Raw genomic sequence first — 19579 nt, 5'->3', positions numbered from 1 at the left:
GCTCCTAGATGGTTTTGAACAAGGGGCTGCGCGCCTGCTGCGCATCGGCGGCCGAGAGGAATTTCTCGGTGTAGATGTCGCGCTCGAACAGGCGCCCCTGCATCAGGGCGCCGATACAGGCTTCGATCATGGGCGGGGGGCCGCACAGGTAGGCCTTGTGGCCGGCGAAGCTGCCACCAAAGTGCGCCTTGGCCGCTTCGTGAACAAAGCCGCGCGCGCCGTTCCAGCCATCGCTCCCGGCGGCGTCCGAAAGTGCCGGCACGTAGGTGAAATGGGGATGGCGCGCTGCGAGGGCGCGGAACTCGGCGTCGTAGTACAGCTCCTGCGCGCTGCGCTGCCCGTACACCAGCGTGATGGGCTGCGTGCAGCCGCTGGCCAGCAGCTCCAGAATCATGGCGCGCGGGCTCGACAGGCCCGAACCGCCCGCCATGAACACCATGGGCATGGCGGCCGAACGGCGCACGAAGAAACGGCCGTAGGGCCCGGTCAGTTGCAGCCGGTCGCCTTGTTTCAGCGACTCGTGCAGCCAGGTGGTTCCAGCGCCGCCGGGCACCTGGCGCACGTTCAGCTCGATCTCGCTGCTCTGGCCATCGGCACCGGGCGCATTGGCAATCGAGAAGGCGCGCCCCCCGTCAACGCCCGGAATCTGCACCTGCACATACTGCCCGGCCTGGTAATGGATGGACTGGTCCAGGCGCAGGTGCAGGGCCTTGATGGTCGGTGTGAGCTGCTCGATGCGCGCCACCGTGGCGGTGAAGTCACGCACCGGGATCACCTGGGCATCGGGGTCGTCGTCGAAGTCGGCCTCGATGGTGGCGTCCGACTGCAGCGTGGCGCAGCAGGCCAGTGTCTTGCCGTCGTCGCGCTCCATTTCCATCAGGGCGAACGGATTGGCCGCGCCATGGTCCACCTCGCCATCGGTCACCTGCACCTTGCAGGTGCCACACAGTCCGTGGCCGCAGGCGTGCGGAATGTAGATGCCCTGGCGCAGCGCGGCGTCCAGCAAAGTTTGGCCTTCTTCCACCTCGATGGTGGCGCCCAGGGGTTCGAGAGTCAGTTGGTAGCTCATGGCATGTCCTGGACGACGGGGCTGCCCGCGGGCTGCACCCATCGCCTGTGCGGGCTGGTACGGTTAACTGAAAGACCCCTGGATACCGGTCAGGCCTGGCGTGCGAAAGCGGATCGCGTCCTTGTGAACCAGGCCGTTGTCGGCCAGGCTCTTGGCCGGATCGGGCGTCCAGGGCTGGCCCGACTTGAACCACTGGACCTCGTTCCAGTCGATGCGGTCAAAGTCGGGGTGCACGCCATAGACACCGGGCAACACCGCCTGGGCCAGCGCGCCAAAAGGCATGTCGGCAGGCAGCGGCAGCGCCACCGGGCAGGGGAACATCAGATGCTCGTCCCAACCGATGAAGAGCAGGGGCGCCGGGAAGTTGGCGCGCACGTCCTTGGCGGGAAAATCGTAGGGCTTGAGGGCGGTAACGCTCATGGCCGGGCTCCTTGGTCTGCGGCGGCCGTTTCGCCCGGCATGGGATCGCCGCGCCAGGCCGCAAAGTTCTTCTGGTCTTCCGAACCCTCGAAGTCGAAGTTGTCGCGGCCCACGTTCAGACCGTACCAGTCGAGCACGGCCAGCAGCGGATCGAAGCCTTCGGCCGTGGGGTCCACACCGGGCTTGAAGCAGTGGCCCTGGTAGATCTGCTGCACCGGCAGCCAGGACTGCACGTACTTCTCGGGCTCGTGCTCGAACACGTGCTTGCAGCCGTCGCTGCAGAAGTGGTACTTGTCGCCCTGGTATTCGGTCTCGCGGTGGCAGATCTGGGTGGGATCGCCCGGTTCGGTGAAGAGCAGCGGAATCTGGCAGGTGTTGCACAGCATCGGCAGCGTCTTGCTGTAGATGCGCCGACCAGCCTTTTGCTCTTCGCGCAGGTACTCGAAGCGCGGGCGGTAGTACTTGTCGAAGGTATCGGGGTACTTCTCGCTGAGCCACTGCATCTCGTCTTCCTTGGGAATCCAGGTGTGGAAGGGGGCCGCAGCGCCGTAGTTGTAGAACGTGTTCCAGGCCTGGTGGCTGATGTGGTCCTTGCCCTCGCAGGCCTCTTTCCAGCCCTTGGGCTCGCGGATGCCGTAGCGCGCCAGGTCGCGGAACAGCGCACCGCCGTTCTCCTCGACATACATCTCCCAGCTCTCTTTCCAGCTCATCACGCGCTTGGGCAGCATGTAGTCCTGCATCATGGCCACCAGCGTGAGCAGGCGGTAGCCGCGCCAGAACCACTTGTTGATCCAGCGCTGCACGATGGGCACGTTGGCAGGGTCCTGCTCCAGCATGAACTTGATGCACTCGATGCCCAGGGTCATGTGGCGCGACTCGTCGGACTGGGCCGAGAAGCCGAACGTCACCGTGGACATGTCGCCGTTGTGCGCCGCACCCGACATGAAGGGCACGAACAGCAGGTTGGTCAGCACGTACTCGAACGAGAAGCTCACGGCGGTGAGAAACTCGAACGGCCCGCCCGACAGCGCATCCTCGAAGAACGACTTGGGCACCGACAGGTACCACACGCGGTCGAACCATTGCGTTGGCTGGTGCAGGCCGTTGAAGTACTTGTTGTAGTGCGACAGCGCGTGCGTCTCGGTCTGGTAGTGGCGCAACTCGTCAATGGACTGCATCTGCGCCGCCACGCGGGCCCCGGCGCCGGTGAAGTGCCGGCCCACATGTGCAAAGCCGCGGTGCGCGTAGTACTCCAGCGGCGTCACGCCCTGGATGAACAGCTTGAGCGCATTCACGTAGCGTGCATCCGAGATGCCGAGCTGCCCGTTGTTCTGCGCAAAGGCCTCGATCACGGCATAGAGCTTCTTCTCCTTCTCGCCCTGGTACTTCCAGTAGGCATCCATGGTCAGGCGAAACGGGTCTTCCCATTTGTCCCAATCGTGGATCTTGATGCCTTCGTACTGGTCGAACGGAAAGACCTTTTCCATTGGCTGGTAGGTGGTTTCCCAGGCCAGTCCGCGCGTCATGGCGGCGTAGCGTTCCTTGAGGCCCAGTTTCTTCTTGATGACAGGTGCGTCCATGGTTTGTCTCCTAATGGTTTCGTGCAACGGCCCGCAGGCTCAGTGTTCCCAGCTCAGCGAAAACTCGTCGTCGTCTTCGTCGATGTATCCGGACAGCGTCACCAGGTTGACGTGCAGCTGCTGCAGGTTGAAGCGCTGGCCGGTCTGCTCTTCGATGGTTTCGCGGCGGATCACGAGGCGACCGGGCGCGTTGATCTTCACGAGCCCCGGTGGATAGGTGGCGCTGGCCTGGGCGTTGTCCGCCAGGATGGCGTCCACGACCGGGCGGGATTCTTCGTTGTCCTGAAAGGCAATGAAGACGCTGGAGACGACGGGGGCGGCAGGGGTGTTCATGGGGGTGACTTCCTTCACAGGGCCAGGCCCGACTTGCGCGCCCGTGCATCCAGCGCCGTGCGCACGGCGGCCAGGGCCACGCTGCCTTGCGCCCCCAGTGCCATGTCCGCCACCGGTGCCAGCGCGGCCTGCGCCAGGTCGGCATAGGTCTTGAACCAACCGGTGATCAGCGAGCGGTTCTCGTCCGACGCGGCGGCAGCCACCTTGGTGACAGCATCCACCCAGCGCGCGCTCTCGTCATGCCACTCGGGCATGAAGGCCGTCAGCATGGCCACCGCCGTGCCGCCCTGCACTGCCAGGTGGTCGTCCACAAAATGCGTGTAGATCAGCGGGTACAGCAGGCCATCGAGCACCAGGTTCTGTGCCACGAACAGCTCGAACGGATCGTTGACGACCAGCGTGTCCTCCACCAGCCGGCGCAGCGGCTGCCAGCGCGGGTCGTGCAGCCAGTCGTTCTTGCCCGCATCGAGCGCGCCGGGCTCGCCCAGGGCCAGCCCCAGGCGCGTGAGGTACTGCGCCACGGCCAGATGGTCCATGGCATGGAACATGGCCGGCGCCGTGAACGCCGTACCGTAGCCGCGCGAGCAGATCGTGCTGTTGTTCATGTTGGCGCCCCAGGCCGCGTGGCGCAGCGGCATGAGCACTGCACAGGCGGCGGTGCGCTGCGTGTCGGCAATCTTGTCGATCAGCCCCCGCGACTCCACGAACTGGTAGTTGGCCTCCATCGCCTCCTGCTGGCGCGCACGCGCCATGGTCCAGTTGGCGTAATAGAACTGGCGCGGGTCGCGCAGCGCATCCCAGTCGGCCAGCTTGACGGCCGTGCGGGCGGTGTCGAACAGCTCGAATTCGGGTTCCCAGGTCGGACGGTAATGGAAATGCGCGGTGGGCTGCACGCCCACCGTGGCTTCCAGGTAGCGCGACGCGGGTTTGTCACCCGTGTACGCGGCCACGCGGGCGAAGGTGCTGCGCAAAGGCTGGATTTCGCGCGCCTGCAGGTCAATGTTCATGTGCGGTGTCTCCTCAAACGATGGTGGTGGTGCGGTCTTCGATCGGATCGCCGAGGGGGCGCACCCGTTGCGCCCGGCAGAACGCCTCGAACGCGCGCTGCGGCAGCATCAGCTCCACCGTCAGTTCCGGCCAGCCGATCGAAAACTCGAACTCGATAAAACCGTTGTCCCGTCTTTTCAGCACACGGACGAACTTGCGCGACACGTCGCATTGCAGGCTGTCGGTGGCCAGTGGTTCTGGGTTCATTGCGGGCTCCATGTTTTGGCTTTAGCCCGTCAACAGGTGCACGGGTCGTGCCAACTGTCGATAAAACGACTTCAATATCGATAAAACAAGGGTTAGTCCCTACAAAACTCCGTGCCGGGAAGCTGCCGCACACCCCTGGCGGCTGCGCAGCCGCGCCTTGTCCGCAAGATGCCGCGGTGCAGCATGATCAAATGCTCAAATCCACCGAGCAGGAACTGATGAAATGGTGAATTCGACCGGCACTGGGGTCATACCCGATGGCGCTCATCATTCTTTTTATCGATAGTGCGCCCATGCCTGCCTCCGCCCTGCCTCCGCTGCCTCCCGATATCGATCTGCGCCGCCTGGTGCATTTTTCTGCGGGCGACGGCCGCATCTGGCTTTCGGGCCAGCGCATGCTGCTGGTCCATGCGGCCGCACTGGGCGCCCTGCGCCGGGAGCTGATGAACACCCTGGGACCGGCGCAGACCCGCCGCCTGCTGATGCGCGCGGGCTATGCTTCGGGCGAGCGCGACGCGCAGCTTGCGCGCCAGGTGCGCCCCGAGGCATCGCTGTTCGAGATGTTCTCGGTCGGTCCCCAGCTGCACATGCTGGAAGGCGCGGTCCAGGTCACCCCGCAGGTCTTTGAACTCGACCAAGCGGCGGGCCACTTTCGAGGGTTTTTCCGCTGGGACCACAGCTGGGAGGTCGAGAGCCATGTGCGCGACTTCGGCCCCCAGGATGACCCCGTCTGCTGGATGCTGCTGGGCTATGCCTCGGGCTACACCAGCGCATTCTTTCACCGCGCGGCGCTCTTCAAGGAAGTGCAATGCGCGGCCTGTGGACACGGGCACTGCATGATCGAGGGCCGCTTCCAGCACGAGTGGCCCGACGGGGACGCGATAGCACGCGACTACGACGCCGAATCGGTGCTGGTCAAGCTCGACGAACTGCAGTCGCAGGTGCAAACCCTTCGCACCCTGCTGCAACCCGCCGATGAGCTGGGGCCGCTGGTGGGGCGCTCGCACGCATTCGAGCAGACCGTGGCGCTGCTGCGCAAGGCCGCGCAGACGCAGGTCACGGTGCTGCTCACGGGCGAAACCGGTGTGGGCAAGGAGCGCTTTGCCCGCGCGCTGCACGCCATGGGCGCACGGGCCGACAAACCCTTCGTGGCCGTCAACTGCGCGGCGCTGCCCGCCGAGCTGATCGAGAGCGAACTCTTCGGCGCCGAGAAAGGCGCCTACACCGGCGCCGCTGCCACGCGCATCGGCCGCTTCGAGCGTGCGCATGGCGGCACCCTGATGCTCGACGAGCTGGGCGAGCTGCCCCTGCCCGCGCAGGCCAAGTTGCTGCGCGTGCTGCAAAGCGGCGAGATCGAACGCCTGGGCGGTACCCAGGTGCGCAAGGTGGATGTGCGCGTGGTGGCCGCCACCAATGTGGACCTCGAAAAAGCCGTGGCCGAGGGGCGCTTCCGGCGCGACCTGCTGTACCGCCTGAACATCTATCCCATCCGCATTCCCTCGCTGCGCGAACGCACCGACGACATCGAACTGATTGCCATGCACCTGCTGCAAAAGTATGCGGTGCAGCACGGCAAGCGCATGGCGGGCTTCACCGACCGGGCTCTTCTGGCGATGCGCGCCCATGCCTGGCCAGGCAATGTGCGCGAGCTGGAGAACCTGATCGAGCGCGGTGTCATCCTCACCCCGTCGGACGAGAGCGTGGACGCCGAGGTGCTGTTCCCGCACATCACGATGCAACCGGGCGCCACCGTCAATGCCGCCGGCACGCTGGAGCGCACCGCCACCCCCACGGCCCAGGCCACGCAGCTCTACGACCAGCTGCAAAGCAGCGGCCTGACCCTGGAGGCCCTGGAAGACACACTGATCCGCGAAGCCGTGGCACGCGCCGGCGGCAATCTCTCGGCCGCCGCGCGCGCACTGGGCCTGACGCGCCCCCAGTTGAGCTACCGTCTTTCGCGCCTGAACGAACGCGCGCAGACCTGACTCCACCACGGACCACCATGGCCAAACGCCCCTATCTGCACGCACTGAACACCGACAACGACCTTGCTGGCGCGGGCGCCACCATCTCGCGCACCCTGATCGAGCAGACCTATGCCGAATTGCGCGACGACATCATCGAAGGCCGGCTGGAGCCCGGCAGCAAGCTGCCGATCGAGCACCTGCGGGTGCAGTACAACGTGGGCGCCGGCACGCTGCGCGAAGCCATCACCCGGCTGGCCAGCGATGCGCTGGTGACCACGGAGGGGCAGCGTGGCTTTCGCGTGGCCCCGATCACGCTCGATGAACTGGAAGACATCACCCGCCTGCGGGTGCATGTCGAGATCGATGCGCTGCGCCTGTCGATCCGCAACGGCGGAGCGCACTGGCGGGCCGCGCTGCGCCAGAGCTACGACGCCATCTCGGCACTGGAACAGCCCTTTCAGACGGTGCACCGGCGCCGGTGGGAAATCCTGAACGTGCGTTTTCATGAGGCCCTGCTGGCCGGACAGGAGTCGCCATGGACACGCAAGGTACTGGGCCTGCTGGCGCGCCATGGCGAGCGCTACCGCCGCTACGCCATGGGCCTGCCCGGCTCGGTGCGCGACGTGCACGCCGAGCACACCGAGATCTTCGAGCAGGCCATCGCCGGCCGCGAAGCCCGCGCGGCGCTGGCGCTGGAAGCCCATATCCGCGCCACACCCGACCTGCTGGCGCAGGCGCTGCGCAACGGCCAGCTGACCTTGCCCACAGGGGCCACCCCTGACGCCGCGCCCGCACCGATGGCCGGCTGAACGTTTGCGCTATCGTTCGGGCCTGCCGCCGCGGCACCAGAACGCTCTCCTCCATGCTCCAGTACCTCACCATCCCCGTCACGCCCTTCCAGCAAAACTGCTCCATCGTCTGGTGCAGCGCCACCCGCAAGGCCGCCGTCATCGACCCCGGCGGCGACCTGGACCTGCTGCTGGCCGAGACCCAGCGACTGGGCCTCGCGCTGGAACAGATCTGGCTCACCCACGCCCATATTGACCACGCCGGCGGCACCGGAGAGCTGGCCCAGCGCCTTGCGCTGCCCATCGTGGGGCCGCACCCCGGCGACCAGTTCTGGATTGATGGCCTGCCGCAGCAAAGCGCGATGTTCGGTTTTCCGCCCGCGCAGCACTTCACGCCCACCCGCTGGCTGCACGACGGCGACCAGGTGCAGATCGGCCACGAAACGCTGAACGTGCGCCACTGCCCCGGCCATACACCGGGCCATGTGGTGTTTCATGCGCCGCAGATCGACCGGGCCTTTGTGGGCGACGTGCTGTTTTCCGGCAGCATCGGCCGCACCGACTTCCCCCAGGGCAACCACCAGCAGCTCATCGACAGCATCACGCAGCGCCTGTGGCCCATGGGCGACCAGACGGTGTTCATCCCCGGCCACGGGCCGGAAAGCTCGTTCGGACGGGAGCGGCAGAGCAACCCTTATGTGGGCGGCACGTGAGGAATGACGGAAGAGACTTTTAGCTATTATTTCAATAGCAAACTATCCGCCGCGCCGGGCCGCTTCGTACAGCCCCTGCACCCTGGGCACGTTCTGCTCCAGCTCGCGGATGCGTGCCGGGCCCGAGGGGTGGGTGGACAAAAAGGCCAGGCCGCCCTGCTTGCTGCCGGTGGCGTTGCCCATCTTTTGCCACAGACTCACGGCAGCCGAGGGCTGGTAGCCCGCGCGCGCGGCCAGCTCCAGCCCCACCAGGTCGGCATCGCTCTCGTCAGCGCGGCTGAACTGCAGCGTGAGCAGTTGCCCGCCCAGGCTGACCGCCGCATTGCCCAGGTCGCCCAGGCCCAGGAGTTGCGAGCCCAGGCGCAGTGCCAGGTTGGTGCCCTGCGTCTTGGCGATGCGCTCGCGCGCATGCTCGCGCAGGGCGTGGGCCATTTCGTGGCCCATGACCATCGCGGCCTCGTCGTCGGTGAGCTTGAGCTGGTCGAGGATGCCGGTGTAGAAGGCGATCTTGCCGCCGGGCATGCAAAAGGCATTGACCTGCGAACTGCCGATGAGGTTGATCTCCCAGCGCCACTGGCGCGCGCGGTCGTTCCAGGGCGCGGCATGCGGGATCAGCCTTTTGGCAATGGCATGCAGGCGCTGCAGCTGCGGGTGCCCTGCCGGCGCCAGGGCGCGCTGGGCCTTGGCCTGCTGCAGCATCTGCTGGTACTGCTGGGCGGCGGAGTTCTCCAGCGTCTCCGCGGGCACCAGCTTGCGCAGGCTCGACGCCGAACCCACATCCACCTGCGCCAGCACGGGCGCGGCGGCACTGGCACCCGCAGCCAGCAGGAAGGCGCGGCGCGCAGACCAGGGTGACGACGGCGCAACGGAGGGTAGAGGGCAGAGCAGGCACATGCAGGAATAATAGACAAAAACCGCCCGGCCCCATGTCAGATACCTCCCCGACCCCACCCCACCCCCCTGCCGTGCGCACCCCCTGGCTCCAGACCCTGCGCGTATACCTGGAGCCCGCCAGCCTGCGCATGCTGACGCTGGGCTTTTCGGCGGGCCTGCCGCTGCTGCTGGTGCTGGGCACGCTCTCGTTTCGCCTGCGCGAGGCGGGCATTGACCGCAGCACCATCGGGTATCTCAGCTGGGTGGGCCTGGCCTATGGCTTCAAATGGCTGTGGGCGCCGCTGGTGGACCGCATGCCGCTGCCGCTGCTCACGCGCTGGCTGGGGCGGCGGCGCGGCTGGCTGCTGCTGTCGCAGGGCATGGTGGTGGCCGGCCTCGTGGGCATGGCGCTGGCCGACCCGCGCCTGACGCTCGGCCCCATCGTGTGGTGCGCGCTGGCGGTGGCCTTTGGCTCGGCGACGCAGGACATTGCGCTCGATGCCTTTCGCATCGAATCGGCCGACGCCAACCACCAGGCGGCGCTGGCCGCCTCGTACCAGACGGGCTACCGCCTGGCCATGATCTGGGCCGGCGCCGGCGTGCTGTGGATCGCTGCGCGCTCGGAAGTGGCGCCTGCCGTAGGGCAGGTGGTGGGCGAGGCCGTGGCCCAGGGTGCGGCCGCCTACCAGAACGGCGCCTGGCAGGCCGCCTACCTGGCGATGGCCGCATCGATGGCCGTGGGCATCGTCACGGTGCTGTTCTCGCGCGAGCCCGTGCCAGTGGTGTTGCCGCCGGCCAAGAACGCCGCCGAATGGCTCAAGGGCGCCGTGGTCGATCCGTTCGCCGACTTTCTGGGCCGCTATGGCTGGCAGGCCGCGCAGATCCTGGCGTTGATCGCCGTATACCGCATCAGCGACGTGGTCATGGGCATCATGGCCAACCCGTTTTATGTGGACATGGGTTTCACCAAGGACGAAGTGGCCGCCGTCACCAAGGTCTATGGCGTGGTCATGACGCTGGTGGGCGCCTTTGTGGGCGGCGTGCTGTCGATGCGCCTGGGGGTGATGCGCATCCTGATGCTGGGCGCCGTGCTCAGCGCCGGCAGCAACCTGCTGTTTGCCTGGCTGGCGGGGCACGGGCACGACGTGACGGCGCTGATCGCCGTGGTGTCGGCCGACAACCTGGCCAGCGGCATTGCCTCGGCCGCCTTCATTGCCTACCTGTCGAGCCTGACCAATGTGAGCTATTCGGCCACGCAGTACGCGCTGTTCAGCTCGATGATGCTGCTGCTACCCAAGTTCGTGGCAGGCTTCTCGGGCGACTATGTCAATGCGCATGGCTATGCGCAGTTCTTCACGGCCACGGCCCTGCTGGGGCTGCCGGTGCTGGGGTTGGTGTGGCTGGCGTCAGGGGTCAAAAAACCCGCTAGCGCTTTACCGTAAATCGCTTGTAGCTATTAAATCAATAGTTCCCAAACAGTTATCCACCTGCACGGTTTACCGGAACTTTACGGGAGCTTCAACGCCGCGCGACGCCTGCGGGCCACCATGGAGCCCTGCCCCCACCGGCTCCACCACCCCACTACACTGCCCCGATGAGCTCGCACCTGCTGATGATCGAAGACGACGCCCGCCTGGCCCAGATGGTGGGCGAATACCTGGGCCAGTCGGGCCTGCATGTCACGCACCGCGCCGACGGCGCCAGCGGCCTGGCGCAGTTGCAGGGCGAAGGCGCGGGCCCCCTGCCCGACCTGGTCATCCTCGACCTGATGCTGCCCGACATGGACGGCCTGGATGTCTGCCGCCGCATCCGCGCGCTGCAGGGGCCCGCCGCCCAGGTGCCGGTGCTCATGCTCACCGCCAAGGGCGACCCCATGGACCGCATCATCGGCCTGGAGCTGGGCGCCGACGACTACCTGCCCAAGCCGTTTGAACCGCGCGAGCTGCTGGCCCGCATCCGCGCCATATTGCGCCGGCGCACCGACGGCGCCAGCGCGCCGGCCGCGCAGACCCTGCGCTTCGGCTCGCTCGAAATCGACCGCGATGCCCGCAGCGTGACGGTGGCAGGTGCAGCGGCCGATCTCACCTCCTACCAGTTCGACCTGCTGGTGGCCCTGGCCGAGCGCGCCGGCCGCGTGCTCACGCGCGACCAGATCATGGAGGCCGTGCGCGGCCGCGAACTGGAGGCGTTTGACCGCTCGATCGACGTGCACATGGGCCGCATCCGCGCGGCCATCGAGGTGGACGCCAAGAACCCGCGCCGCATCCTGACGGTGCGCGGCGTGGGCTACGTATTTGCCAAGCAGCAAGACTGAGATGTCCCCCCTGAGTCGCTTCGCGCCTTCCCCCCAGGGGGACGCCACCGGTGGCCTGGCAAAGCCAGTTCCACGGTGGCACTGGCCTCGGTGGCGCCCCTTGCGCGGGCCGCAGTCCACGGGTGTGGGGCATGGCGGTGTTTGATCTCTTTTCCCGCCGTCTGTACCTGCGCATCTGGCTGGCCGTGGTCGGCGGCGTGGCCGTGCTCACCCTGGCCGTGGGCTGGGCCTGGCGCATTGCCGCCGAGCAGAACGCACTGCCCGTGGCGCCGCCCGCCCGCGAAGTGGTGCTGCGCGACAGCGAGGGCCACACGCTGGTCGCCGGGCTCGCCACGCGCGTGCCCGGGCCGCCGGGCGAGGGCCTGGAACTGTCCATTGACAGCGCCGACGGCAGCACCTACCGCCTGCAGCTGGCGCCGCGCGGCGACCGGGGCAATCACCCCGGGCCCAACCGCCGCGCCGACGCCGCCTTCTGGACCCGGCCACCGTTCGGCTTCCTGTGGATGCTGGGCCTGGTGGGCCTGGCCGTGGCCGTGGGGGTGTTTCCCATCATCCGCCGCCTGCTGCAGCGGCTGGAGACCCTGCAGCGCAGCGTGCAGCGTTTTGGCGAGGGCGACCTGTCGGTGCGTGTGCCCGAGCAGGGGCAGGACGAGGTGGCCCACCTGGCGCGCCAGTTCAATGCCGCCGCCGCCCGCATCGAGGCCCTGGTCAAGACCCACAAGTCGCTGCTGGCCAATGCCTCGCACGAGCTGCGCTCGCCGCTCACGCGCATCCGCATGGGCCTGGAGCTGATGGGCGGGCAGCAGCCCTCACCCGCGTTCCGCGAAGAAATCCTGCGCAACATCGCCGAGCTCGACCAGCTGGTCGATGAAATCCTGCTGTCCAGCCGGCTGGACGCGCGCGAGGCCGATGTGGGCACCGTGGAGCTGGTGGACCTGATCGGACTGGCCGCCGAGGAATGCGCGCGGGTCGATGCCGACCTGGATGTCAGCGCCAGCGCCGATGCGCTGCAAGTGCGCGGCGTGGCCAAGCTGCTGCGCCGCGCGCTGCGCAACCTGCTGGAAAACGCACGCCGCTACAGCCAGGGCACCATCACGGTGGTGGTGCAGCGGCACAACGGCCAGGCGCGCTTCAGCGTGCTCGACCAGGGGCCCGGCGTTCCCCCCGCCTTGCGCGAACGCATCTTCGAGCCCTTTTACCGCCTGCCGGGTGCCAGCGAACGTGCCGGCGGCGTGGGCCTGGGGCTGGCCCTGGTGCGCTCGATTGCCGAGCGGCACAACGGCTCGGTGCGGTGCGACGATCGACCCGACGGCACCAGTGGCGCATGTTTTGTGCTGTCGCTGCCGCTGGCAGCTGCGGCGGCAACGGCGCCTGCGCCACGCTGATCAGCGCACCATCCGATGTGGCGGCAGTGGCCAGCGCCAGGCCGACAGTCCATACATCACCGCTCCGACCACCAGCGCCGCCGCCGCCAGCGCCAGGCCGCGCGCAAAGCCCCGGCCCGGATCGCCCTGCGCAATCAGCCAGGCCACCAGGGGCGGCCCGGCGATCTGGCCCAGGCCGTAGACGGCCGTCACCAGGCTGGCAAAACTGTCGGCCGAAGCGGGCCACAGGCGCCGCGCCTCCTGCAGGCCGTAGAAGGTGATGGCCGTGAACGGCAGGCCCACGCACAGACTGCTGAGCGCAAAGCCGGCGGGCGTGGGCCAGACCAGCCCCAGCGCAATGCCCAGGGCCTGCAGCGCATAGGCGGCCAGCAGCAGCCAGCGCCGGTCCCAGGCCGGGGGAGTCCGCGTGCTCAGCGCCGCGCCAATCGCCACGCCAGCACCGAACACCGGCCAGAACAGGTCCGGCCAGGGTGCCCCCGGCGGCAGCGCGGCACGCGCGATGACGGGCAGAAAGGTGGCGGTGACGATGTAGCCCAGCCCCGCCAGACCATAGGCCAGCGCATGCACGGCCCGCGCCACCGCCGTACCGCCGCCCTGCGCCCGCGCCGCAGCCGGCGGCGCCCCTCTTGCAGGGTCCGTGGCCCGGACCTGGGCCGCCCGACCCCGCACCACGGGCCAGACCCCCACGCACAACAGCACCGACAACAGGCCGAACACCACCCAGCCCGAAGCCGCCCGCCACTGCCCGGCCACCATGGCGCTGGCCGCCAGCCCCGTGAGCACGATGCCCACGCCCGGCCCGCAGAAGATCAGCCCGCCCATGGCCGGCCGGCCCAGCACCGCCAGGCGCACCATGCACCAGGCCGCCACGTTGAGCAGTACCACGGCGCTGGCCGCCCCCGCCACCCAACGCAGCGCCGGCCAGCTGGCGGGCATCGGCAGCGCCATGGCCAGTGTGAGCAGCACCGTGACCACCAGCCCCGCGCGCGCCAGCCGCGCCGGGTGCCAGCGTGCGTAGAACCCGGGCGCCAGCCAGGGCAGCGCCATGCAGGCCAGGGCGCCCACCAGGTAACCCACGTAGTTGGCCGTGGCCAGCCAGCTGCCTTCGGCGAGCGTGAGCACGCCATCGTGCAGCATCATGGGCAGCAGTGGTGTGAACGCAAAGCGTCCCACGCCCATGGCCACGGCCAGCGCCAGCATGCCCGCCAGCGCCACCGTGTGGGGTCGGTCGGCCCAGGGCGTTGCAGCGGGTGTGGTGCCGGGGTGGGCGGTGGCCTGTGGTTCCATAGCGTGGTTTCCATGTCTGTTTTCTTTATCCTACGCTCAGCGCCGCACGGTCCCTGCGCGGAGGGTGGCGCATGCGCACACGCCCGCGCATTGGCGCCATGGACCCGATGGACGCCAAGCATTCACCCATGGACAATGCCCGCATGCACACCTTCACCAACTCCCGCTTTTGCACCCGCTTCGGCCTGACCACTCCCGTCGCACTGGCGCCCATGGCGCTGGCCTCGGGCGGAGCCTTGGCGAGCGCCTGCGCCCGCGCCGGGGCGCTGGGGCTGGTCGGCGGCGGCTATGGCGACCTGGCCTGGACACAGCGCGAATACCAGCTGGCGCTGCAAGCTGCGGATACCGGCCGCATTGGCTGCGGCTTCATCACCTGGAAGCTCGACGAAGACGCCTCGGCCCTCGACTGGGTGCTGGACCGGCCGCCCGGCCAGCGCCCCCGGGCGCTGATGCTGTCGTTTGGCGACCCACGCCCCTATGCGCGCCGCATTGCCGACAGCGGCGCCGCGCTCATTTGCCAGGTGCAGCGCATGGACCAGGTCCCGCAGGCCATCGAGGCCGGTGCGCAGGTGATCGTGGCGCAGGGAGCGGAGGCCGGGGGCCACGGCATGAACGCGCTCAATGGCCGCTCCACCATGGCCTTTGTGCCCGAGCTGGCCGACTGGCTGTCCGCCCATTCACCCGCCACCCTGCTGCTGGCCGCCGGTGGCATTGCCGACGGGCGCACGCTCGCGGCAGCCCTGGTGCTGGGCGCCGATGGGGCGCTCGTGGGCTCACGCCTGTGGGCCACGCAGGAAAGCCTCGCCCCGCAAGGCGCCAAGGACATGGCCGTCGCCACCGACGGCGACGGCACGGCGCGCACGGCCATCTTCGACATCCTGCGCCGCAAGAACTGGCCTGCACCCTACGATTTCCGTGCCCTGCGCAACGCGCTGCACCGGCAGTGGGAAGATCGCATCGACGCCCTGCGCGCCGACCCCGGGGCGGCACGGGCCGCCTACGACGAGGGCGTGCGCAGCGGCAACTTTGAGGTCGCGCACGCCACGGCGGGAGAGGCTGTCGGGCTCATCCACGACCTGCCGGCGGCGGGTGCGCTGGTTCAGCGCATGGATGCGCAGGCGCGGGCGCTGCTGGGTTGAGGGCCTGACCTTCAGAACGATCTGGACGCGCTCATCCGGACCGTCCTCCCCGCGGCTGCTCCAGCCAACGGATACAGCCCACGAACGCCACCAAGCTGAAGGTATAGAAAATATTGCCGCTGTTGTGTGCCAAGAAAACCTGCGTCCAGCCAAAGCCGAAGTAGGCGATGGGCAGCAGGGAGGCCGCCACGCGCACAGCCAGCAGCGAGGGCCGCTGCGCTGGCAGCGCCCGGGCCAGCCGGGTGCGAGTCGGCCACATCACGGCCAGCGGAATCGCATAGAAGGCCAGCAGCACGGCCACGCCGATCAGGCCGCGCTTGGCCCACATGTCCAAGATCTCATTGTGCGCATGCCCATACTCCAGGACCGACGGATGCGCCAACCCCGCCGCGACCATCTTCTGCTTTTGCACGACCACGCCGCTCACGCCCCAGCCCGTCAGCGGACGCTGCGCGCCCATGTGCAAGGCCAGGCGCCACTGCTCCAGGCGCTGACCGGCCGAGGTTGTCGCGCCCTGCTGCGGGTGGGTCCAATACAACGGAACCTCCGCCATGGCCTGGTCCACGCGCGCCCCGAACTTGCCCGCTGCGGGAATCACCATGGCCGCAACACACAGGGCGGCACCAACGGCCGTCCACATGGCCCGCCGACCTTGGCCGTGGCGCCACATCAGGCCCAGCACCACCGCCATCAGCAGGGGAGCCACAACCCATGCACCCCGTGATCCGGACAGCAAAGACGCCAGTACCCCGCACCCGCCCAACAGCCACAACAGCAGAAACTGCCTGCGCGGCCAGGCGCCAAACGAAGCCATGGCCCAGGTGGCGATCCCAAGGTACATGGCGATTCCGCCATATTGGATGGCATTGGTATGCCCCATGGCCTTGCTCCACCCCAAGACAAGGGATTGATAGGCGGCAATACCTAAAGCCCCCGCAGCACCCAGCGCGCAACCCCACACGGCGCTGCCTGCATGCACGCCGACCTGGTAGGCAACACCGAGGCACAACGCGGCCAGCCAGTACTTGAGCAGATAGTCCGAACCGGTCCACGACCACCAGCCGTCAAACGACAACCCCCAGATCAACCCCATGAGCACCATCACGGCGCACAGGGCTTTCAACTCGGTCGCCCAGGTCTTGTGGCGGCACAACCCCACGCCCGCCAGCGCGAAAATGACACAAGCTGCTGCGCCATAAGAGTACCCGGAAGGCACGGCCAGCGACAATGCAAAAAAAACAAAGCACGAAATGCTCATTCCGCATCCGACGATGCGCTGGTACAGATTGACCGTATCTTTTCTCATCACACCTTTCGTTCCAAAACACTGCGCGCAATGCCGCAAAGCCCGCTTTCCGCACCATGGCACCTTTTCCCATCCTCTACATCAACCTCGACAAAGATGTTGAACGCAGACAGCGCATGCAAGCCCAGTTCAACCACCTCCAGCTGGCTGCCCAGCGGTTGCCAGCCGTCTGGTGGCCAGACCTGGCGCGAGAGGAGCAAAACCAGTACTACAGCGAGACGCTGAACCAGACGCAATACTTCAAGGCCCTGGCCAATGGCGAGAAGGGCTGTTATTGCAGCCATATCAAGGCTTGGCAGGCGTTGCTGGACAGCGCCGCACCGGCCATGGCAATTTTCGAGGACGACGTCAAGCTGCTGCCGGACATTATCCCGGCCTTGGAAGCCCTGGCCCAACGAACGACTGGCTGGGACATGATCAAACTGTACAGCCGGGATCAGGAAAAAATTTGCAACAAATTCCCTCTGTTCACCACCCATTCCTTGATCACGTACCAGCGCATCCCCAGCTTTGCGGCAGGCTATGTGATCACCCGTGCCGGCGCCCAGAAGTTGCTGGCATCCCGCCTGCCATTCGGTCGCCCGGTGGATGTGGATTTCCGTTTCTGGTTCGAAAACGACCTGCGGGTCGCCGGGGTCTACCCCTCCGTCATGGCGCTGGATGACACCAGTGAAGTCAGCAGCATTTGGGAGCAACGCGACCGGCTCACGCTGTCGCAACGCCGACGCAAGCTGCTGATGAAGCTGCGCCTGACTCTGGGCAACGCCTTGCACCGCTGACACGCGCCAGGACGGGTTACGAATGCCCGCCCTGCGCCAGAAGCGCCTGGTACTGCGCCCACATATGCGAACGGCCATAGGAGGACAACGCCTTGCGCCGCGCGGCCTGTCCCAGTTGGGCCGCCATCTCCGGCTGCCGCAACAATTGCGCGAGAACCTGTCCCAAGGCGCCAGCATCAGACTCGGGCACCAGACGGCCGGTCAGGCCATCGCTGAGCACCTCGCGCACACCGATCACATCCGATGCCACGCAGGCACAACCGGCGGCCATGCCCTCCACCAAGGCCAGCGGCATGCCTTCCCAGTGCGTGGACAGCACAAAGATCTGGGTTGCCGCCAAGCGCTGGTGCAAATCACCCACATTGCCCAGAAACTGCACCTGGGCCTGCACGCCCAGTGCCTGGGCCAGTTGCCGCGCCTGCTTCAGCAGGCGCTTCTTGCCACCGCCAGCCAGGTACAGCGTGGGCATCAGGCCCCGCTGCTTCAGCCAGGCCAGCGCCCGGATCAGGGTCGCATGGTCCTTCTGGCGCGCGAAACGCGATGCCATCAGGATCGCGGCGTCGCGTTCAGCCCACGGCCGCATCAGGTGTTCTGGAAAGCGCTCCAGCGCGATGCCGTTCGGGATGGCAATGCATTTGTCCGGCGGGAAACCGTGCGCAATCAGACTGCTGCGCACCCCTTCCGAGACGCCAATGCTGGCCTCGGTACACGGAGCCAAGGCCAGGGCCTGGGCCAGACGGCGCGGGGTGTAGCGCTCGCGCGAGTTGTGCTCGACATGAAAGATCCGCGCCACGCCCTCGGCCCGGGCGGCCTGACGGCCCCAGATATGGTCGCTGAAACCGTGCGCAAACAGCACATCGGGGCGCCATGCACGAATGATCTTGCGCAGCTCCCAGACCGTCAGCACATGCAGCCAGTTCGACACGATGCGGACCTCCAGCCCCTGGTCGCGCAGCGCCTGAACCCGGCCCATGTGTGTGGTGCGCTTGCGCCGCAGCACCAGCAGCACTTCGGTGCCCGGGGTCTGCCGGGCGGCCAGGCACAGATCGATGGCCACTTGCGTGGCACCGGAAAACCCGCCTGTGACGAAATGCAGGATGCGCATGATTCACCCAAGAAAAAAGCACCAAAGCCGGCCTGATCGAGGCCATGCCTGGTGCCATTCGGCCGACAAAGGCCCGATCAATGCCCGCCCGCGAACACCTCGCCGGCCTTCAGCCGGTACACCGTGCCGCAATACGGGCATTTGGCTTCGCCGGCATGGGCCACGTCCAGGTACACCCTGGGGTGGCTGCTCCAGAGTTTCATGTCGGCCTTGGGGTTGGGACAGAACACGCCGCCCTGGGCGTTCAGGTCTTTGGCCAGAAGTTCAATGGCTGCTTGCGACATGGTCAGACCTTGGTGAGCCAGTGGGCATATTGGGGATTGCGGCCATTGACGATGTCAAAGAACGCGCTCTGGATCTTCTCGGTGATGGGGCCGCGGCGGCCCACATAGTCGTCTTTTCCGATCTCGATGCGATCGAGTTCACGGATGGGCGTCACTTCGGCGGCCGTGCCGGTGAAGAAGGCTTCGTCGGCGATATACACCTCGTCGCGCGTGATGCGCTTTTGCACCAGTTCCAGGCCCAGGTCCTTGCAGATGTGCATGACGGTGTCGCGCGTGATGCCCTTGAGCGCACCGGCCGACAGGTCGGGGGTATAGACCACGCCGTCCTTGACGATGAACACGTTCTCGCCCGAACCTTCGGACACAAAACCCGAGGTATCCAGCAGCAGGGCTTCGTCGTAACCATCATCGGTGGCTTCGGTGTTGGCCAGGATGGAATTGGTGTAGTTGCTCACCGCCTTGGCCTGGCTCATGGTGATGTTGACGTGGTGGCGCGAGTAGCTGCTGGTCTTGACGCGGATACCCCGGGCCATGCCGTCTTCACCCAGGTAGGCACCCCAGGCCCAGGCGGCCACCATCAGGTGGATGTCGTTGCCCTTGGGCGAGACGCCCAGCTTCTTGTCGCCGATCCAGGTCAGGGGGCGCAGGTAGCACGACTCCAGCTGGTTCTCACGCACCACGGCGCATTGGGCTGCGTTCACCTGGTCCTGGGTGAAAGGGATCTTCATGCGCAGGATCTTGGCGCTGTTGAACAGGCGCTCGGTATGGTCCTGCAGGCGGAAGATGGCCGTCCCAGCGGCCGTGTTGTAGGCCCGCACGCCTTCGAAGGCGCCGCAGCCGTAATGCAGGGTATGGGTCAGTACATGGATCTTGGCATCGCGCCAGTCGACCATCTGGCCGTCCATCCAGATCTTGCCGTCACGGTCGGCCATCGAGGGAACTACGGGGCTCATGGGTGTCCTTTGGGTTGCTGGGTGTCGCAA

At 67.0% G+C, this 19579-nt stretch carries 20 protein-coding genes; 8 read left to right on the top strand and 12 right to left on the bottom strand.

Translation table 11 applies throughout. The annotated features are described in order from the left end of the window. Positions 1 to 4: 4 nt before the first annotated feature. From K225_RS0102640 to K225_RS20230, 6 genes are all read right to left on the bottom strand, one after another. Complete coding sequence (locus K225_RS0102640) at positions 5 to 1069, bottom strand: NADH:ubiquinone reductase (Na(+)-transporting) subunit F (RefSeq protein ID WP_026434963.1); 1065 nt, start codon at positions 1067 to 1069, stop codon at positions 5 to 7. Between the two features lie 63 nt (positions 1070 to 1132). Beyond that, positions 1133 to 1489, bottom strand: a complete 357-nt coding sequence (locus K225_RS0102635; RefSeq protein ID WP_026434962.1) for a phenol hydroxylase subunit P4 — start codon at positions 1487 to 1489, stop codon at positions 1133 to 1135. After that, complete coding sequence (locus K225_RS0102630) at positions 1486 to 3069, bottom strand: aromatic/alkene/methane monooxygenase hydroxylase/oxygenase subunit alpha (protein WP_026434961.1); 1584 nt, start codon at positions 3067 to 3069, stop codon at positions 1486 to 1488. The genes K225_RS0102635 and K225_RS0102630 overlap by 4 nt, the downstream gene beginning before the upstream one ends. A 39-nt stretch (positions 3070 to 3108) precedes the next feature. Next, positions 3109 to 3402 (bottom strand): MmoB/DmpM family protein, encoded by a 294-nt coding sequence (locus tag K225_RS0102625; RefSeq protein WP_026434960.1) that lies wholly within the window; start codon positions 3400 to 3402, stop codon positions 3109 to 3111. Between the two features lie 14 nt (positions 3403 to 3416). Further along, the gene (locus K225_RS0102620; RefSeq protein ID WP_026434959.1) at positions 3417 to 4409 is read right to left on the bottom strand and encodes an aromatic/alkene monooxygenase hydroxylase subunit beta; all 993 of its coding nucleotides are present in this window, start codon (positions 4407 to 4409) and stop codon (positions 3417 to 3419) included. 13 nt (positions 4410 to 4422) lie between these two features. Then, entirely contained in the window at positions 4423 to 4656 is a 234-nt protein-coding gene (locus K225_RS20230) for a phenol hydroxylase subunit (protein ID WP_051248612.1), read from the bottom strand. Between the two features lie 293 nt (positions 4657 to 4949). Between K225_RS20230 and K225_RS0102610 the strand changes: the two genes are divergently transcribed. From K225_RS0102610 to K225_RS0102600, 3 genes are read left to right on the top strand one after another with little or no spacing between them, the layout of a single operon-like run. Then, on the top strand, positions 4950 to 6641 hold the full coding sequence (locus K225_RS0102610; RefSeq protein ID WP_026434958.1) for a sigma-54-dependent Fis family transcriptional regulator: 1692 nt from the start codon (positions 4950 to 4952) through the stop codon (positions 6639 to 6641). Between the two features lie 17 nt (positions 6642 to 6658). Next, positions 6659 to 7432 (top strand): GntR family transcriptional regulator, encoded by a 774-nt coding sequence (locus K225_RS0102605; protein ID WP_026434957.1) that lies wholly within the window; start codon positions 6659 to 6661, stop codon positions 7430 to 7432. A 53-nt stretch (positions 7433 to 7485) separates the two neighbouring features. Then, positions 7486 to 8124 carry an MBL fold metallo-hydrolase gene (locus K225_RS0102600; RefSeq protein ID WP_026434956.1) on the top strand — a complete coding sequence of 213 codons (639 nt, stop codon included), beginning with the start codon at positions 7486 to 7488 and terminating at the stop codon, positions 8122 to 8124. Between the two features lie 42 nt (positions 8125 to 8166). Here the strand turns inward: K225_RS0102600 and K225_RS0102595 are convergent, their stop codons facing one another. Beyond that, positions 8167 to 9018 carry a M48 family metallopeptidase gene (locus tag K225_RS0102595; protein WP_051248610.1) on the bottom strand — a complete coding sequence of 284 codons (852 nt, stop codon included), beginning with the start codon at positions 9016 to 9018 and terminating at the stop codon, positions 8167 to 8169. Positions 9019 to 9050: 32 nt separating this feature from the next. Between K225_RS0102595 and K225_RS0102590 the strand changes: the two genes are divergently transcribed. The 3 genes from K225_RS0102590 (at position 9051) to K225_RS0102580 (ending at position 12696) form a co-directional block, all read left to right on the top strand. Further along, a complete protein-coding gene (locus K225_RS0102590) occupies positions 9051 to 10439 on the top strand; it encodes an MFS transporter (protein ID WP_026434954.1) in 1389 nt (462 codons plus the stop codon). A gap of 152 nt (positions 10440 to 10591) precedes the next feature. Continuing rightward, the gene (locus K225_RS0102585) at positions 10592 to 11311 is read left to right on the top strand and encodes a response regulator transcription factor (protein WP_026434953.1); all 720 of its coding nucleotides are present in this window, start codon (positions 10592 to 10594) and stop codon (positions 11309 to 11311) included. Between the two features lie 131 nt (positions 11312 to 11442). Further along, positions 11443 to 12696: an ATP-binding protein gene (locus K225_RS0102580; RefSeq protein WP_026434952.1), complete on the top strand. Its 1254-nt coding sequence runs from the start codon at positions 11443 to 11445 to the stop codon at positions 12694 to 12696. Here the strand turns inward: K225_RS0102580 and K225_RS0102575 are convergent, their stop codons facing one another. Beyond that, positions 12697 to 13983 carry a YbfB/YjiJ family MFS transporter gene (locus K225_RS0102575; protein ID WP_026434951.1) on the bottom strand — a complete coding sequence of 429 codons (1287 nt, stop codon included), beginning with the start codon at positions 13981 to 13983 and terminating at the stop codon, positions 12697 to 12699. 71 nt (positions 13984 to 14054) lie between these two features. Between K225_RS0102575 and K225_RS0102570 the strand changes: the two genes are divergently transcribed. Then, positions 14055 to 15122 carry a nitronate monooxygenase family protein gene (locus K225_RS0102570; RefSeq protein WP_238323170.1) on the top strand — a complete coding sequence of 356 codons (1068 nt, stop codon included), beginning with the start codon at positions 14055 to 14057 and terminating at the stop codon, positions 15120 to 15122. A 31-nt stretch (positions 15123 to 15153) separates the two neighbouring features. Here the strand turns inward: K225_RS0102570 and K225_RS0102565 are convergent, their stop codons facing one another. Next, positions 15154 to 16428, bottom strand: coding sequence for an O-antigen ligase (locus K225_RS0102565; protein ID WP_034711601.1), 1275 nt, complete (start codon positions 16426 to 16428; stop codon positions 15154 to 15156). A gap of 56 nt (positions 16429 to 16484) precedes the next feature. Between K225_RS0102565 and K225_RS0102560 the strand changes: the two genes are divergently transcribed. Then, complete coding sequence (locus K225_RS0102560; RefSeq protein ID WP_026434948.1) at positions 16485 to 17207, top strand: glycosyltransferase family 25 protein; 723 nt, start codon at positions 16485 to 16487, stop codon at positions 17205 to 17207. Between the two features lie 16 nt (positions 17208 to 17223). Here the strand turns inward: K225_RS0102560 and K225_RS0102555 are convergent, their stop codons facing one another. The 3 genes from K225_RS0102555 to K225_RS0102545 all read right to left on the bottom strand — a co-directional run bounded on the left by K225_RS0102555 (position 17224) and on the right by K225_RS0102545 (position 19549). Further along, positions 17224 to 18312: a glycosyltransferase gene (locus tag K225_RS0102555; RefSeq protein WP_026434947.1), complete on the bottom strand. Its 1089-nt coding sequence runs from the start codon at positions 18310 to 18312 to the stop codon at positions 17224 to 17226. 77 nt (positions 18313 to 18389) lie between these two features. After that, complete coding sequence (locus K225_RS0102550) at positions 18390 to 18596, bottom strand: zinc-finger domain-containing protein (protein WP_026434946.1); 207 nt, start codon at positions 18594 to 18596, stop codon at positions 18390 to 18392. Positions 18597 to 18598: 2 nt separating this feature from the next. Further along, positions 18599 to 19549: a branched-chain amino acid transaminase gene (locus tag K225_RS0102545; protein WP_026434945.1), complete on the bottom strand. Its 951-nt coding sequence runs from the start codon at positions 19547 to 19549 to the stop codon at positions 18599 to 18601. Between the last annotated feature and the right edge of the window lie 30 nt (positions 19550 to 19579).

Source organism: Acidovorax sp. JHL-9 (genome assembly GCF_000426205.1).
GTDB lineage: Bacteria > Pseudomonadota > Gammaproteobacteria > Burkholderiales > Burkholderiaceae_C > Acidovorax > Acidovorax soli.
The sequence above is the reverse complement of the archived record's forward strand: the minus strand, read 5'-3'. Positions and strand labels throughout refer to the sequence as shown.

Bases quoted from the DNA above. Each gene is read 5' to 3' on its own strand.
- K225_RS0102610 (WP_026434958.1), top strand. From the start codon at position 4,950: ATGCCTGCCTCCGCCCTGCCTCCGCTGCCTCCCGATATCGATCTGCGC.
- K225_RS0102625 (WP_026434960.1), bottom strand. From the start codon at position 3,402: ATGAACACCCCTGCCGCCCCCGTCGTCTCCAGCGTCTTCATTGCCTTT.
- K225_RS0102560 (WP_026434948.1), top strand. From the start codon at position 16,485: ATGGCACCTTTTCCCATCCTCTACATCAACCTCGACAAAGATGTTGAA.
- K225_RS0102590 (WP_026434954.1), top strand. From the start codon at position 9,051: ATGTCAGATACCTCCCCGACCCCACCCCACCCCCCTGCCGTGCGCACC.
- K225_RS0102550 (WP_026434946.1), bottom strand. From the start codon at position 18,596: ATGTCGCAAGCAGCCATTGAACTTCTGGCCAAAGACCTGAACGCCCAG.
- K225_RS0102620 (WP_026434959.1), bottom strand. From the start codon at position 4,409: ATGAACATTGACCTGCAGGCGCGCGAAATCCAGCCTTTGCGCAGCACC.
- K225_RS0102640 (WP_026434963.1), bottom strand. From the start codon at position 1,069: ATGAGCTACCAACTGACTCTCGAACCCCTGGGCGCCACCATCGAGGTG.
- K225_RS0102600 (WP_026434956.1), top strand. From the start codon at position 7,486: ATGCTCCAGTACCTCACCATCCCCGTCACGCCCTTCCAGCAAAACTGC.
- K225_RS0102545 (WP_026434945.1), bottom strand. From the start codon at position 19,549: ATGAGCCCCGTAGTTCCCTCGATGGCCGACCGTGACGGCAAGATCTGG.
- K225_RS0102570 (WP_238323170.1), top strand. From the start codon at position 14,055: ATGCGCACACGCCCGCGCATTGGCGCCATGGACCCGATGGACGCCAAG.
- K225_RS0102580 (WP_026434952.1), top strand. From the start codon at position 11,443: ATGGCGGTGTTTGATCTCTTTTCCCGCCGTCTGTACCTGCGCATCTGG.
- K225_RS0102585 (WP_026434953.1), top strand. From the start codon at position 10,592: ATGAGCTCGCACCTGCTGATGATCGAAGACGACGCCCGCCTGGCCCAG.
- K225_RS0102635 (WP_026434962.1), bottom strand. From the start codon at position 1,489: ATGAGCGTTACCGCCCTCAAGCCCTACGATTTTCCCGCCAAGGACGTG.
- K225_RS0102575 (WP_026434951.1), bottom strand. From the start codon at position 13,983: ATGGAACCACAGGCCACCGCCCACCCCGGCACCACACCCGCTGCAACG.
- K225_RS0102605 (WP_026434957.1), top strand. From the start codon at position 6,659: ATGGCCAAACGCCCCTATCTGCACGCACTGAACACCGACAACGACCTT.
- K225_RS0102630 (WP_026434961.1), bottom strand. From the start codon at position 3,069: ATGGACGCACCTGTCATCAAGAAGAAACTGGGCCTCAAGGAACGCTAC.
- K225_RS0102565 (WP_034711601.1), bottom strand. From the start codon at position 16,428: ATGAGAAAAGATACGGTCAATCTGTACCAGCGCATCGTCGGATGCGGA.
- K225_RS0102555 (WP_026434947.1), bottom strand. From the start codon at position 18,312: ATGCGCATCCTGCATTTCGTCACAGGCGGGTTTTCCGGTGCCACGCAA.
- K225_RS0102595 (WP_051248610.1), bottom strand. From the start codon at position 9,018: ATGTGCCTGCTCTGCCCTCTACCCTCCGTTGCGCCGTCGTCACCCTGG.
- K225_RS20230 (WP_051248612.1), bottom strand. From the start codon at position 4,656: ATGAACCCAGAACCACTGGCCACCGACAGCCTGCAATGCGACGTGTCG.